At 66.8% G+C, this 13,777-nt stretch carries 15 protein-coding genes; 6 read left to right on the plus strand and 9 right to left on the minus strand.

Going from position 1 to position 13,777, the window contains the following annotated elements:
* Positions 1-386: 386 nt before the first annotated feature.
* Positions 387-1,598: an NADP-dependent isocitrate dehydrogenase gene (locus ACO07Z_RS20920; RefSeq protein WP_244376075.1), complete on the minus strand. Its 1,212-nt coding sequence runs from the start codon at positions 1,596-1,598 to the stop codon at positions 387-389.
* 287 nt (positions 1,599-1,885) lie between these two features.
* Between ACO07Z_RS20920 and ACO07Z_RS20925 the strand changes: the two genes are divergently transcribed.
* The 4 genes from ACO07Z_RS20925 (at position 1,886) to rpsD (ending at position 5,932) form a co-directional block, all read left to right on the plus strand.
* A complete protein-coding gene (locus tag ACO07Z_RS20925; RefSeq protein WP_421700464.1) occupies positions 1,886-2,722 on the plus strand; it encodes an RNA methyltransferase in 837 nt (278 codons plus the stop codon).
* Positions 2,723-2,866: 144 nt separating this feature from the next.
* Entirely contained in the window at positions 2,867-3,709 is an 843-nt protein-coding gene (gene murI, locus ACO07Z_RS20930) for a glutamate racemase (RefSeq protein WP_421700465.1), read from the plus strand.
* A 114-nt stretch (positions 3,710-3,823) separates the two neighbouring features.
* Positions 3,824-5,068: a lytic murein transglycosylase gene (locus ACO07Z_RS20935; RefSeq protein ID WP_421700466.1), complete on the plus strand. Its 1,245-nt coding sequence runs from the start codon at positions 3,824-3,826 to the stop codon at positions 5,066-5,068.
* A 246-nt stretch (positions 5,069-5,314) separates the two neighbouring features.
* On the plus strand, positions 5,315-5,932 hold the full coding sequence (gene rpsD / locus ACO07Z_RS20940; RefSeq protein WP_244376081.1) for a 30S ribosomal protein S4: 618 nt from the start codon (positions 5,315-5,317) through the stop codon (positions 5,930-5,932).
* Between the two features lie 95 nt (positions 5,933-6,027).
* Here the strand turns inward: rpsD and ACO07Z_RS20945 are convergent, their stop codons facing one another.
* From ACO07Z_RS20945 to purC, 8 genes are all read right to left on the minus strand, one after another.
* Positions 6,028-6,471 (minus strand): contact-dependent growth inhibition system immunity protein, encoded by a 444-nt coding sequence (locus ACO07Z_RS20945; protein ID WP_421700467.1) that lies wholly within the window; start codon positions 6,469-6,471, stop codon positions 6,028-6,030.
* Between the two features lie 5 nt (positions 6,472-6,476).
* Positions 6,477-7,163 carry a hypothetical protein gene (locus ACO07Z_RS20950; protein WP_421700468.1) on the minus strand — a complete coding sequence of 229 codons (687 nt, stop codon included), beginning with the start codon at positions 7,161-7,163 and terminating at the stop codon, positions 6,477-6,479.
* Positions 7,164-7,297: 134 nt separating this feature from the next.
* Entirely contained in the window at positions 7,298-7,636 is a 339-nt protein-coding gene (grxD, locus tag ACO07Z_RS20955) for a Grx4 family monothiol glutaredoxin (protein ID WP_307018437.1), read from the minus strand.
* Positions 7,637-7,708: 72 nt separating this feature from the next.
* Entirely contained in the window at positions 7,709-7,942 is a 234-nt protein-coding gene (locus ACO07Z_RS20960; protein WP_244376087.1) for a BolA family protein, read from the minus strand.
* A 13-nt stretch (positions 7,943-7,955) separates the two neighbouring features.
* Complete coding sequence (gene purL / locus ACO07Z_RS20965) at positions 7,956-10,169, minus strand: phosphoribosylformylglycinamidine synthase subunit PurL (protein WP_421700469.1); 2,214 nt, start codon at positions 10,167-10,169, stop codon at positions 7,956-7,958.
* 50 nt (positions 10,170-10,219) lie between these two features.
* Positions 10,220-10,918: a phosphoribosylformylglycinamidine synthase subunit PurQ gene (gene purQ, locus ACO07Z_RS20970; protein ID WP_421700470.1), complete on the minus strand. Its 699-nt coding sequence runs from the start codon at positions 10,916-10,918 to the stop codon at positions 10,220-10,222.
* Positions 10,919-10,923: 5 nt separating this feature from the next.
* On the minus strand, positions 10,924-11,166 hold the full coding sequence (gene purS, locus ACO07Z_RS20975; protein ID WP_421700471.1) for a phosphoribosylformylglycinamidine synthase subunit PurS: 243 nt from the start codon (positions 11,164-11,166) through the stop codon (positions 10,924-10,926).
* A gap of 151 nt (positions 11,167-11,317) precedes the next feature.
* Positions 11,318-12,127, minus strand: a complete 810-nt coding sequence (gene purC / locus ACO07Z_RS20980) for a phosphoribosylaminoimidazolesuccinocarboxamide synthase (RefSeq protein ID WP_307018429.1) — start codon at positions 12,125-12,127, stop codon at positions 11,318-11,320.
* Between the two features lie 311 nt (positions 12,128-12,438).
* Here purC and ACO07Z_RS20985 point away from each other — a divergent pair, with 311 nt between their 5' ends.
* Together ACO07Z_RS20985 and ACO07Z_RS20990 are read left to right on the plus strand one after the other, a co-directional pair.
* Complete coding sequence (locus tag ACO07Z_RS20985; protein WP_421700472.1) at positions 12,439-12,762, plus strand: DUF1476 domain-containing protein; 324 nt, start codon at positions 12,439-12,441, stop codon at positions 12,760-12,762.
* A gap of 213 nt (positions 12,763-12,975) precedes the next feature.
* On the plus strand, positions 12,976-13,674 hold the full coding sequence (locus ACO07Z_RS20990) for an SH3 domain-containing protein (RefSeq protein WP_421700473.1): 699 nt from the start codon (positions 12,976-12,978) through the stop codon (positions 13,672-13,674).
* The last annotated feature ends 103 nt before the right edge of the window (positions 13,675-13,777 follow it).

Here is a 13,777-nt window from a genome sequence, read left to right on the forward strand (position 1 = left end):
ACCCCCGCGCATAGCCGCGCTGCGCGTGCTTTCAACAAGCCAGCCACCCCACGTACCCCGCACCGTTTTTTACGGCTTCGACCCCGGGCGGATTCGCCGCGTGGTCGCGCATAATTGGTTACCGTTCTACGCTGTGAGGCGCAGAACGTGCAACGAATGCGAACAGTTGAGGGTGCCGATTTTTGTGTGTTTCCATCCGACCCTGTCGGGCGCCTGGGCGCCCAATAACCGGAGGTAATCGGGTGGCGCAATTAGCCGGCGCAGCGGGCTAAGCAGCGGTCGGCGCTCTGGTATTCCAGTAGAGAGTAGCCGCCGAGCACGTCACCGGCCGGGTCGCGGCGCGGGCAGGGCCCCCGGGGCGCGGTGGCCCCGGGGGGTGGAAAAATTCAGGCAAGCGCCTTTCCGAGGTTCTCCGAGATCTTGTCGAGGAAGCCGGTGGTGGAGAGCCACTTCTGGTCGGCGCCGACCAGAAGGGCGAGGTCCTTGGTCATGTAGCCGCTCTCGACCGTGTCGACGCACACCTTCTCCAGCGTGGTGCAGAAGGTGGCGAGTTCGGCATTGTCGTCGAGCTTGGCGCGATGAGCAAGGCCGCGCGTCCAGGCGAAGATCGAGGCGATGGAGTTGGTGGAGGTCTCCTTGCCCTTCTGGTGCTCGCGATAATGGCGCGTCACCGTGCCATGGGCGGCTTCCGCTTCCACCGTCTTGCCGTCCGGCGTCATCAGCACCGAGGTCATCAGGCCGAGCGAGCCGAAGCCTTGCGCCACGATGTCGGACTGCACGTCGCCATCATAGTTCTTGCACGCCCAGACATAGCCGCCGGACCATTTCAGCGCCGAGGCCACCATGTCGTCGATCAGGCGGTGCTCGTACCAGATCTTGTGCTTCTCGAACTCGGCCTTGAACTCGGCGTCGTAGATCTCCTGGAAGATCTGGCGGAAGCGGCCGTCATACTGCTTGAGGATGGTGTCCTTGGTGGACAGGTACACCGGGTACTTCCGCATCAGGCCGTAATTGAGCGAGGCGCGGGCGAACTCGGCGATGGACTCGTCGATATTGTACATCGACAGAGCGACGCCGGCGCCGGGGTACTTGTAGACCTCATGCTCGATCACCTGCCCGTCGTCGCCGACGAACTTGATGCTGAGCGTGCCCTTGCCGGGAACGAGGAAGTCGGTGGCGCGGTACTGGTCGCCGAAGGCATGGCGGCCGACGATGATCGGCTGGGTCCAGCCCGGCACGAGGCGCGGCACGTTCTTGCAGATGATCGGCTCGCGGAAGATCACGCCGCCGAGGATGTTGCGGATGGTGCCGTTGGGCGAGCGCCACATCTTGGCGAGGTTGTACTCGGTCATGCGGCCGGCATCGGGGGTGATGGTGGCGCATTTCACGCCCACGCCCACGCGCTTGATAGCCTCGGCGGCGTCGATGGTGACCTGATCGCCCGTCGCGTCGCGATTGGGCAGGCCGAGATCGTAATATTCGAGCGGCACATCCAGATAAGGATGGATGAGCTTGTCCTTGATGTACTGCCAGATGATCCGGGTCATCTCGTCGCCGTCGAGCTCGACGACCGGATTCGCCACCTTGATCTTCGCCATGAAATAGCACCTCGCACGGAAATCGTTGTCGGAGGGGTCGCGGCGCGTGTCCGCGCGGGCAGACGCCGGATGGGCGGGTGATACCCCGCCGGGCCCCCAAGGGAAAGCAGGGACCGGGCCAATTTCGGCAAATCTGACATGCCGGCGGCCGTTTATGCGCCGAGGTGGCTGGCATCTGGTATGCGGTGCGGCAGATACATGGTGAAAGCCGCTTGACGCTTCGCAAGCGGGCCCGGCGCCGCTATAGGAGCGCAGCTTTCAAAAGGCGAAGCAGCGGGGAGACACGGATGTCCGGCGCCGGCACCGATAGCACCAAGCCATGGCCGGAAAACGGGCCGGTGGTGATTCTGGTCGAGCCGCAGCTTGGCGAGAATATCGGCTCCGCCGTGCGCGCCATGGGCAATTTCGGCCTGACGCGGCTGCGCATCGTCAATCCGCGCGAGGGCTGGCCCAACCCCAAGGCGGTCACCTTCGCCTCCGGCGCCGACCGCATCCTCGACAATGCCGAGATTTTCCCGGATCTGCGCGCGGCGCTGGCGGATCTGAATTTCGTCGCCGCCGCCACCGCCCGTGAGCGCGGCATGCAGAAGGCGGTGCTCGGCGCTGACGCCGTGGCGGTGGAAACCGCCTCCCGCATCGCCGGCGGCGAGCAGGTGGGGCTGGTTTTCGGACGCGAGCGCACGGGACTCTATACGGAAGAGGTCTCGCTCGCCGATGTGATCCTCACCCTGCCGGTCAATCCTGCCTTCGCCTCGCTCAATCTCGGCATGGCGGTGGCGGTGGTGGCCTATGAATGGTTCAAGCTGGCCTCGGGCGGCGCGCTGCCGTTCCAGCAGCCGGACCGCTACCCCATCGCCGACAAGGCCGACCTTCTGGCCTTCTTCGACCATGTCGAGCGCGAGCTGGACGAGGCGCTGTTCTTCCGCTCGCCGGAGAAGAAGCCGGTGACGATCCGCAACATCCGCAACATCTTCCATCGCGTCGGGCTGACGCGGCAGGACATTGCCACGCTGCACGGCATGGTGGCGGCGCTGGTGGAGGGCAGGCGGGTGCGCGAGGCGCGCACCGCCGCGCGGCTGGAGGGGCGGAGCGGCGTGCCGGAGGAGGGCGCGGGCGAGAACTGAGCCGGGTGCAACGAAGCGTTCACCAAGATGCGCCACAATGATGCCTGGGATGGAGGACATCAGATGCGTATCGAGGCTTCTCCCGTAACCGTTGCCGGCCTACGCGGCGTCTCGCCACCTGCTTCGTCCACCGGGACTGTTGCCGTGTCGTCCTTGCCGCCTGCTACCGCTCTGCGCGCGCCGACCATACTCGTGTTCGATTCCGGGCTCGGTGGCCTCTCCGTGTTTCGCGAACTCGCCCGCGCCCGGCCGGATGCCCGCTTCGTCTATGCCGCCGACGATGCCGCCTTTCCCTATGGCGCGCTGAGCGAGACGGCGCTGGTCGCCCGGGTAATGGCGGTGATGGAGCACCTCATCGCCCGCCACGCGCCCGATGCGGTGGTTATCGCCTGCAACACCGCCTCCACGCTGGTGCTGGCGCCGCTGCGGGCACGCTTCGACCTTCCCTTCGTCGGCACCGTACCGGCGATCAAACCGGCCTGTGAAAGCTCGCTGACGCGGCAGGTGAGCGTGCTGGCGACGCCCGGCACGGTGCGGCGCGACTACACGCAGAAGTTGATCCAGGATTTCGCCGGCGATTGCCAGGTCACGCTCGTGGGCTCCACCCGGCTGGCGCCGCTCGCCGAGGCGGCGATGCGCGGCGAGGGCGTGAGCGACGCGGACCTCGCCGCCGAGATCGCGCCCGCCTTCGTGCGTGAGGGGCGTGCGCGCACGGACACGGTGGTGCTCGCCTGCACCCATTATCCGCTGCTGCTCGACCGGCTGCAGCGGGTGGCGCCGTGGCCGGTGCGCTGGATCGACCCCGCCCCGGCGATCGCCCGGCGCCTGTCTTCGCTGATCGGCCCCGTCGCCTTCGCCGCCAGCCCGGCGCCGCTGCGGCTGTTCTCCACCGGAGAACGGCTGGACGCGGGGATGGTGGAGCGGATCGTCGGGCGTCGCGCCCGGGCGGGCGAAATCCTCGCCATGGACGCGCCCGCGCCCGCGTGATCCACTGCGCGGTATCCCGTTGTGCGGGGTGCGGAGCGTGGGCGTTCTCTGAACAGGGTGCCTTGCCGGCGCCGCGATCCCTGCCCAACATGCCGCAACGGCAGGAGCATTGACGTGACGCGCGACCCTTCCACCGCCAGCCGGCGGGCCTTTCTCCTCGGCGCCGGCGCCAGCCTCGGGGCTTTCGCCTTCGCGGGCGGGGCGCAGGCGCAGGTGGCGAAGGAGCGATTCGAGGCGTGGGTGGTGACCTTCCAGCCCCGTGCCCGCGCCAAGGGCATTTCCGATTCGGTCTATGAGCGGGTGATGGGCGGGTTGCGGCCCGACCTTTCCGTCTACGCCAAGGACAGCGGCCAGCCGGAATTCCGCGAGCAGCTCTGGCAATATCTCAACCGGCGCATTTCCGACTGGCGGCTGATGACCGGCCGGGCGGCGGCAAAGAACAACGCCGCGCTGATGAAGCGCCTGCAAAAGGATTTCGGCGTCGAGCCGGATGTGCTGCTCGGTCTGTGGGGTATGGAGAGCGCCTTCGGCGAGCTCGTCACCGATCCCGACCATATGAAGCCGGTGTTTCCCGCGCTCGCGGCGCTGGCCTGGGGCGAGCCGCGCCGGCGCAGCTACTGGGAGACCGAGCTCATCAACGGCCTCGCCATCGTCCAGCGCGGCTGGGCGAGTCCGGACGAAATGCTCGGCTCCTGGGCCGGGGCGATGGGCCACACCCAGTGGATGCCCGAAGTCTGGCTCAATCTCGGCGTCGATTATGACGGCGACGGCGCGCCCTCGCCCTACCGCGCGGCGGACGCGCTGGCGGGCTCCTCGCTCTACCTCATCAAGCGCGGCAACTATCAGCGCGGCCTGCCTTGGGGCTTCGAGGTGAGGATGGACGGCGTGCCGGAGAAATACGCCGACGCCAAGGCCTGGCGCACGGTGGAGGAGTGGGGCAAGCTCGGCGTGACACCGGCCGGGGGCGGGCGCTTCGCCCTGCCCAAGGCGCGGACGCGGCTGTGGGCGCCGGTGGGGCCGGAAGGGCCGTGCTTCCTGCTGACGCAGAATTTCTACGCCGTGCGCAGCTACAACCCGTCGATGAACTACGCGCTCGCCGTCTGCCATCTCGGCGACCGGGTGCTGGGCGGCGATCCCTTCATTACCCCCTTCCCCGGCGGCGAGCGGGCGCTAACCCTGTCTGAAATCCAGGAGGTGCAGCGCCGGCTGACGCGTGCGGGATTCGACACCGGCGGCGCCGATGGCCGCGTCGGCAACATGACCATGCGCGCCGTGGCCGATTTCCAGCGCAAGATGGGGGTGGAGCCCGACGGCTATGCCAGCCTTGAGGTGCTGGCGGCGCTGCGCGGGGGGCGGTAAGCGCGCTTATCGCGTCCTCCCGTCTCGGTCGCGCTTTCCGGATGACGGAAGGACGACAGGAACTTGACCTTTCGGCCTTTTGTGCCTATGCACCCGGCCAAGCGCGGGGCTGGAAACGGCCCCGCGTGGTGTTTCACGCACCCGTGGGCCTTTCCGGCGCGTTCGGAAAGATCCTGTCGGCTCCCGAAATGGGGGTAGAGGAGGGGGCGCGATCCAAACCGCAACGATATGCGAGAGGACCTGCGCATGAGCAAGCGCGTTTCGGCCAAGCACAAGCTTGACCGCCGTATGGGCGAAAACATTTGGGGCCGCCCGAAGAGCCCCATCAACAAGCGTGAATACGGCCCCGGCCAGCATGGCCAGCGCCGCAAGGGCAAGCTGTCCGACTTCGGCGTGCAGCTGCGCGCCAAGCAGAAGCTGAAGGGCTATTACGGCTCGATCGGCGAGAAGCAGTTCTATTCGGTCTATGTCGAGGCCTCGCGCCTCAAGGGCGATACCGGCGCCAACCTGATCGGCCTGCTCGAGCGCCGTCTCGACGCGGTGATCTACCGCGCCAAGTTCGTCCCGACCGTGTTCGCCGCCCGCCAGTTCGTCAGCCACGGCCACATCAAGGTCAATGGCCGCCGCGTCAACGTCCCGTCCTACCAGGTGAAGGTCGGCGACGTGATCGAGGTGAAGGAAGCCTCCAAGCAGCTCGTGCTGGTGCTGGAAGCCGTCGCCTCCGGCGAGCGCGACACCCCGGATTATCTCGAAGTCGATCATTCCAAGATGACGGCCAAGTTTGTCCGCATCCCGGAGCTCAACGAGGTGCCCTATCCGGTCGTGATGGAGCCGAACCTCGTGGTCGAATATTATTCGCGCTGATCCTTCCCCGGATCGCGAGAAACGGAAAAGCCGCCCGGTGGGGCGGCTTTTTTGTTGGGTCGACGCCGGTTGGTTTCGGACCGAAGCCGGCAGAGCTATATGTCCGCTATGCCGAGGAAGGCCCGCACGGCCGCAGCTGCCTCCTTTGGGAAGTCGACCATTTCGCCGTGTCGCAGCGCCCGTGGGAGAATGTCGTTCAAGAGCTGGGCCTTTTCGGCCGGATGTTCGGCCCAGTAGGGGGCGGGGGCCCGCACGACACTGGCCAGCAGATCGCCGGGGTAGAGGCTGACACATCTGCAGGGTTCTTCCACAAGCAGGCTCAGGGCGAGAGGCACCAGCCAGGGAAGGCCGATGCCCTGGCCAATTACGAGCCTCAGTTCCTCCGGCGTCAGTGTTCGCAATGGCTTGCGTCGGGCCGCGTGGCAGGTGGTCACGACATGGGAAGTGAAGCCGGGCTCGTCCCACCGCTCGCCATCCAGCTCCTCCAGCGTGTAATCGAGCGGACCTTTTGAGCGCCGCTCCTTGCTGCTGCGCCCCATATGCCTCACTCCCTGGCTGGCGACCGCTGCCGCTTTTGCCTGAGGTGGAGAAAGTGCTCCAACCCGCACAACACGAAGCTGTCTTCTTCCGCAATCGTGGTTCGAATGTCGCGAATGCTCTCTCCTGACCTCACACGCCGTGCAATGGCGAGCGCTCGGTCGGATCGCTGAAGGGCCTCGGCCCGCCAGATGTCCAGCCATCGACGGTTTGAGGGGCTCGATGTTGGTAAAGACAAGCCAGCCCCGGTGCCGACCAGCGTGCAGAAGTGGTCGAACGAAGCGGTGGGTGCATCTATCGCCCAACGGATGCTGCACAGCCGTACGGTCAAATCTCTATCGTGAAGGCATTTTGCCAACGCGTCGGCGATCCTCGCATCGTAAAGGTGCGTATCTGTCACGAACTTTACGAAGGCGCGCCGGCAGTCGGAGAGGTTGTCATCGGCGAAGCCGACAATAGCCTCGTACAGCGCCTCGTGAGCGGTTGCGGCTTCCTCAATGAGGAAGGAGGCTCGGCTCCGCGCGGCACTGCTGTCCGATTGCATCAGCGCGACCAACAGCGGCAGATCGATGCCTGCCCTGCAGCGCTTGATGAGTTCCCAATCGGCTTCGTATCGAGAATCGGGGTCGCACGCGGGCGACGCACCTTGGGCGATCAGTTCGGCGGTCGAAACGCCGGAGATTGCGCTGGGCATGCCTACAGCCCGCAAAGCGCGGGCGACTGGAGCAAAAAAGCCCTGCCACTCGAACACGAATGGCAGGGCTTTGCAATGTCTGGCCTTGGTGTGCCCGGCTGTCGGACCCTTCAGCCGCGGCAGAGGCGAGAACCTCAGGCGGTCGCCTTGCCCATCACCGGGACGCCCTTCTCTTCCAGCAGCGTCTGCAATTCGCCGGACTGGTACATCTCGCGGACGATGTCGCAGCCGCCTATGAACTCCCCCTTGACGAAGACCTGCGGAATGGTCGGCCAGGAGGTGTACTCCTTGATGCCGTTGCGGATCTCGTCGGAGTCGAGGACGTTGATGCCCTTATAGTCGACGCCGAGCAGGGCGAAGACCTGCGCCACCTGGCCGGAGAAGCCGCACATCGGGAATTGCGGCGTGCCCTTCATGAAGACGACGACGTCGTTGCTCTTCACCTGGCCGTCGATGAAATCGTGAATGCTCATCACATTGCCTTTCGCCCTTGCGGGCCTCGCGAGATGGTGTCGTGGCGGCGCGGCTCAGCGCGCCGGCCGCCTTCAGTCAGGTACATTGGTCTGAAGCGCGAGGGCGTGCAACACGCCGCCCATCTGGCCCTTCAGCGTCGCATAGACCATCTGATGCTGCTGCACCCGGCTCTTGCCGCGAAAGCTCTCGGCCACCACCGTCGCGGCATAGTGATTGCCGTCGCCGGCGAGATCGCGGATCTCCACCGAGGCGTCCGGCAGCCCTTCCTTGATGAGGCGCTCGATTTCCGCCGCTTCCATCGCCATCAGACAGGCTCCCTCACATCAAGCCCGCGCCCATATAGATGGGCAGCCAGGCCTCGTGCCGCTCGCGCAGCGCGTCCACTACAATTGGGCGCTCGCCCGCAATATTCAATCGGTCGCCGCCCGTGGTGCCGAGCTTGGCGAGCGGGATGCCGGCCAGCTCCGCCCGGCGCGCGACCAGCGCCTTGGCGCTGCCCTCGACGGTGACGATGTAGCGGGCCTGATCCTCGCCGAACCAGAAGGCGAAGGGGTTCATGTCAGGCGGCGGCGCGGCGAGGGTGGCGCCGATACCCGACGCCAGCGCCATTTCCGCCAGCGCCACCAGCAGGCCACCATCGGACACGTCGTGCACAGCGGTGACGAGACCGTCATTGATCAGCGCACGCACCAGATCGCCGGTGCGGCGTTCCAGATCGAGATCGACCGGCGGCGGGGCGCCGTCCTCGCGGTCGAGGATTTCCGAGAGGAAGGCGGACTGGCCGAGCCAGCCGGTGGTGGCGCCGATGACGAGGATGGTTTCGCCGCCGGCCTTGAAGTCCAGCGTCGCCATCTTCTCGATGTCATCGAGCAGGCCGACGCCGCCAATGGTCGGGGTCGGCAGGATGCCCCGGCCATGGGTTTCGTTGTACAGGCTGACATTGCCGGACACGACGGGGAAGTCGAGCGCCAGCGCCGCCGCGCCGATGCCGCGCAGGCAGCCGACCAGCTGGCCCATGATCTCCGGCTTTTCCGGATTGCCGAAATTGAGGTTGTCGGTCAGCGCCAGCGGCTTGGCGCCGACGGCGGTGATGTTGCGCCACGCTTCCGCGACCGCCTGCTTGCCGCCCTCGAACGGGTCGGCCTCGCAATAGCGCGGGGTCACGTCGCAGCTCATGGCCAGCGCCTTGGGCCCGTCTTCCACCCGCACCACCGCCGCATCGCCGCCCGGGCGCTGCGCGGTATTGTTGAGGATGAGATAGTCGTACTGCTCCCAGATCCAGCGCTTGGAGGCGAAATCGGGCGAGCCGATCAGCCGTTCCAGCGCGCCCGGAACGGTGGCGGTGATGTCGAGCGAGGCGGGGTCGACGCGCTGCTGCTTGGGCGTCTCCACCCAGGGGCGGTCATAGAGCGGGGCCTCGTCGCCCAGTTCCTTGATCGGCAGGTCGGCCTTGATCTCGCCCTTGTGCTTGACGACGAAGCGCAGCGTGTCGGTGGTGTAGCCGACAATGGCGAAGTCGAGGCCCCATTTGCGGAAGATGGCCTCCGCCTCGTCTTCCTTGCCTGGCGCGATGACCATGAGCATGCGCTCCTGGCTCTCGGACAGCATCATCTCATAAGCGCTCATGCCCGCCTCGCGGCAGGGCAGCTTGTCGAGGTCGAGTTCGATGCCGAGGTCGCCCTTGGCGCCCATTTCCACCGCCGAGCAGGTGAGGCCGGCGGCGCCCATGTCCTGAATGGCGACGACGCAGCCCGCCTCCATGATCTCAAGGCAGGCTTCGAGCAGCAGCTTTTCGGCGAAGGGGTCGCCGACCTGCACGGTGGGGCGCTTTTCCTCCGCGCCCTCGCCGAACTCGGCCGAGGCCATGGTGGCGCCGTGGATGCCGTCGCGGCCGGTCTTGGAGCCGAGATAGACCACGGGCAGGCCGACGCCGGTGGCCTTGGCGTAGAAGATCTTGTCGGCGTCGGCGAGGCCTACCGCCATGGCGTTGACGAGGTTGTTGCCGTCATAGCGGGTGTGGAAGCCCACCAGGCCGCCCACCGTCGGCACGCCGAAGGAATTGCCGTAGGAGCCGATGCCGCTCACCACGCCGGCGAGCAAATGCCGGGTGCGGGGGTGCTTGGGGTCGCCGAAGCGCAGCGCGTTCAGCGCCGCAATCGGGCGGGCGCCCATGGTGAACACGTCGCGCAGAATGCCGCCGACCCCGGTCGCCGCGCCCTGGTGCGGCTCGATATAGGACGGGTGGTTGTGGCTTTCCATCTTGAACACGGCGGCCTTGCCGTCGCCGATGTCGATGACGCCGGCATTCTCACCCGGGCCCTGGATCACCCACGGCGCCTTGGTCGGCAGGCCGCGCAGGTGCAGGCGGGAGGATTTGTACGAGCAGTGCTCGTTCCACATCGCCGAGAAGATGCCGAGCTCGGTGAAGGTCGGCTCGCGGCCGATCAGCTTCAGGATGCGCTCATACTCGTCGGGCTTGAGGCCGTGCTCGGCGACGAGTTCGGGAGTGATTTTCGGTTCGGAGGGGATCATGTGAAGGCCGTCATTCCGTTACGCGGTCGGGCAGGGCGGGGCAGGCGGGGTCACGCCTTCTCCAGCACCCCGACGAGGCTCTCGAACAAAGCGCGCCCATCGGTCGGGCCGACCTGCGGGTCCACATGGTTTTCCGGGTGCGGCATCAGGCCGAGCACGTTGAGCTTCTCGGAGACGATGCCGGCGATGGAATTGGCGGCGCCGTTCAGCACCTGCGCGTCGTCGCGGTGGCCGTCGGGCATCACATAGCGGAACAGCACCCGGCCCTCATCCTCCAGCTTCTTCAGCGTGGTGGCGTCCGCGGTGTAGTTGCCCTCGCCATGGGCGACGGGGAAACGCACGACCGCGCCGCGCGCGTAGCGGCGGGTGAAGGGGGTGTCGTTGCGCTCCACCTTCAGCAGTGCCTCGCGGCAGATGAAGCGCAGCCGGGCATTGCGCACCAGCACGCCGGGCAGCAGCCCGCTCTCGCACAGGATCTGGAAGCCGTTGCAGATGCCGAGCACCAGCCCGCCACGGGCGGCGTGGGCGCGCACCGCGTCCATGATGGCGGCGCGGGCGGCGATGGCGCCGCAGCGCAGATAGTCGCCATAGGAGAAGCCGCCCGGCAGCACGACGAGGTCGGTGCCGGCGGGCAGGGCGGTGTCGGCGTGCCAGACCAGGGCCGGCTTGACGCCCGAGACCAGTTCGAGCGCGCGCGCGACATCGCCCTCGCGATTGGAGCCGGGGAAAACGAGGACGGCGGCTTTCATCGTCGTCAGCCCACCAGCTCGATGCGGTAGGATTCGATCACCGTGTTGGCGAGCAGCTTCTCGCAGGCGTCCTTCAGTGTCGCCTCGGCCTTGGCGGCATCGCTGGTTTCCAGCTCGATATCGAAGACTTTGCCCTGGCGGACGCTGGATACGCCGGGAACGCCGAGCGAGCGCAGGGCGCCCTCGATGGCCTTGCCCTGCGGGTCGAGCACGGCGGATTTCAGGGTGACGAGGACGCGCGCCTTCATGGAATCACTCTCGGGGAGGTTCGTGCGACAGAAGCACCGAAAACAGAAACGGGGGCTTTGAGGCCCCCGCCTACCATCTGGCCGCGAACGGCTCAATGCTCGAATGCGGAATGGCTGACCCGAGGGCAGGACATTCCGCATCCGGCACGTTTCATTCGTCGGGCTCGGATTTCACCAGGACAGGGCCGCCCGGCTGGGCGCGCTCGTTCTCGGTCATGATGCCGAGACGGCGGGCGACCTCCGAATAGGCCTCCACCAGCCCGCCCATGTCGCGGCGGAAGCGGTCCTTGTCGAGCTTGTCGTTCGACTTGATGTCCCACAGCCGGCACGAATCCGGGCTGATCTCGTCGGCGACGACGATGCGCATCATGTCGCCTTCCCACAGGCGGCCGCATTCCATCTTGAAGTCGACGAGACGGATGCCGACGCCGAGGAAGAGGCCGGACAGGAAGTCGTTGACGCGGATCGCCAGAGCGATGATGTCGTCGATTTCCTGGGTGGTGGCCCAGCCGAAGGCGGTGATGTGCTCTTCCGAGACCAGCGGGTCGTTGAGCGCGTCGTTCTTGTAATAGAACTCGATGATCGAGCGCGGCAGCTGCGTGCCTTCCTCGATGCCGAGGCGGGTCGACAGCGAGCCGGCGGCGACATTGCGCACCACGACTTCGAGCGGGATGATCTCGACCTCGCGGATGAGCTGCTCGCGCATGTTCAGCCGCTTGATGAAATGCGTGGGGACCCCGATCTCGTTGAGTTTCAGGAACACATATTCCGAGATGCGGTTGTTCAGCACGCCTTTGCCGTCGATGACGTCGTGCTTCTTGTTGTTGAAGGCGGTGGCGTCGTCCTTGAAGTGCTGGATCAGGGTGCCGGGCTCAGGACCTTCATAAAGGACCTTCGCCTTACCTTCATAAATGCGGCGGCGGCGGCTCATGGGTGGGTACCGTCGGTTGAGGAAGTCCATTAGGATGCCGGGGCTCCGGTTCCGGGTTCACGGCTGGGGGCGCCGCGTCTGCGCGAACTCTCCGCGCTCTGACGATTCGTCTCGCATGGCGCGGGCACCCTCGAGCGCGACACTATCGCATCGGGGGGGCGGATACAAACGCCGCCGCACGCACGGCACCGCATGGCAGCGCTTGCTGCGGGGCTATCCACCGTGCCGGCGCGGGCGAGCGTCACATTGCCCTAGGTAATGGTCGCGATGGTGCCGGGCGTTGATTTGGGGGCGGCGTCGCGATAATCAAGCCGCGCTTTCCAAAGACACGGGGCAACCAGATGAGCACGTTTGACAAGCGCGAAGACGCGTTCGAGGCGAAGTGCGCCCACGACCAGAATCTGCGCTTCAAGGCGCTGGCGCGCCGCAACAAGGCACTCGGCCTGTGGGCTGCCGAGAAGCTTGGCCTCGCCGGCGAGGAGGCGAACGCCTATGCCGGTTCCGTCATCGCCGCCGACCTCGAAGAGGCGGGCGACGAGGATGTCTACCGCAAGCTGAAGGCCGATTTCGACGCCAAGGGCGTCGATGTCTCCGAGCACCGCATCCGCCGCACCATGGAAGAGCTGCTGGCCGAGGCGATCGAGACGCTGAAGAAGGAGGGCTGAGCCCTCCCGCGTCGTGCGCGGCGGCGCCCGTCCGGGCGGGTCTCGCTAGCGGGACTTGTCTTTCCGCCCGCCGCCGATCCCGGCGGGCGGCATCTGCACTGTTTCCTCCGCTAGGTAATGCAACCAATTTCGCCGGATTCGATTGCTATCGAGGATGGATAGCGAGCGGGTCCGCCGGAGATCTGTGCCGGACGCTCCCGCAGGGAGGTTCACATGCAAAAAATCATGAAGACGCTGGCTCTGGCCGCCGGCCTGCTTGTCGGAGGGGCGGCGCTGACGGCGGCCTCGGCGGCGGTGGTGACGCGCGATCTCAATGTCCGCGCCGGTCCCGGCACCAATTTCCGCGTCATCGGCTCGCTGCCGGGCGGCACGCGGGTGAATGTCGGCGCCTGCCAGGGCAATTGGTGCCAGGCGGCGGGCGGCTGGGTCAGCGCCAGCTATCTCGCCGGCGGCAATCAGACGGTGATCGTCAACCCCAACAATTATGTCGCAGACGATGTCGCCATCGGCGTCGGCGCCTTCGCGCTCGGCGCGGTGGCGGGCTCGGCCTGGGGGCCCGGCTGGGGTGGCGGCTATTATGGCCCCGGTCCCGGCTGGGGCTATTACGGCCCGGGCTGGCGCCCGCGTCCGGTGTGGTGGGGCCGTCCGGGCTGGGGGCCGCGCCCGGGTTGGGGCCCGCGTCCCGGTTGGGGTCCGCGTCCGGGCTGGAACGGCCCGCGTCCCGGCTGGGGTGGTCCGCGCCCCGGTATGGGTCCGCGCCCGGGCTGGGGTGGTCCGCGCCCGGGAATGGGGCCGCGTCCGGGCTGGGGCGGTCCGCGTCCCGGCATGGGTCCGCGTCCGGTCTTTGTGCGGGGTGGCGGCTTCGGTCCCGGCCCGCGCGGCTTCGGCGGCGGCGGTCGCGGCTGGCGCTGATCGGCTTACACAGGCAGCTGAAATGCGAGAGGCCGGGGGAACCCGGCCTCTTTTGCGTATAATCACAGAGCTGGAGCCGTTCCGGTCACCAGAACCGCTCCAG

Origin of the sequence: Ancylobacter sp. (genome assembly GCF_965229075.1) — a bacterium.
Lineage (GTDB): Bacteria > Pseudomonadota > Alphaproteobacteria > Rhizobiales > Xanthobacteraceae > Ancylobacter.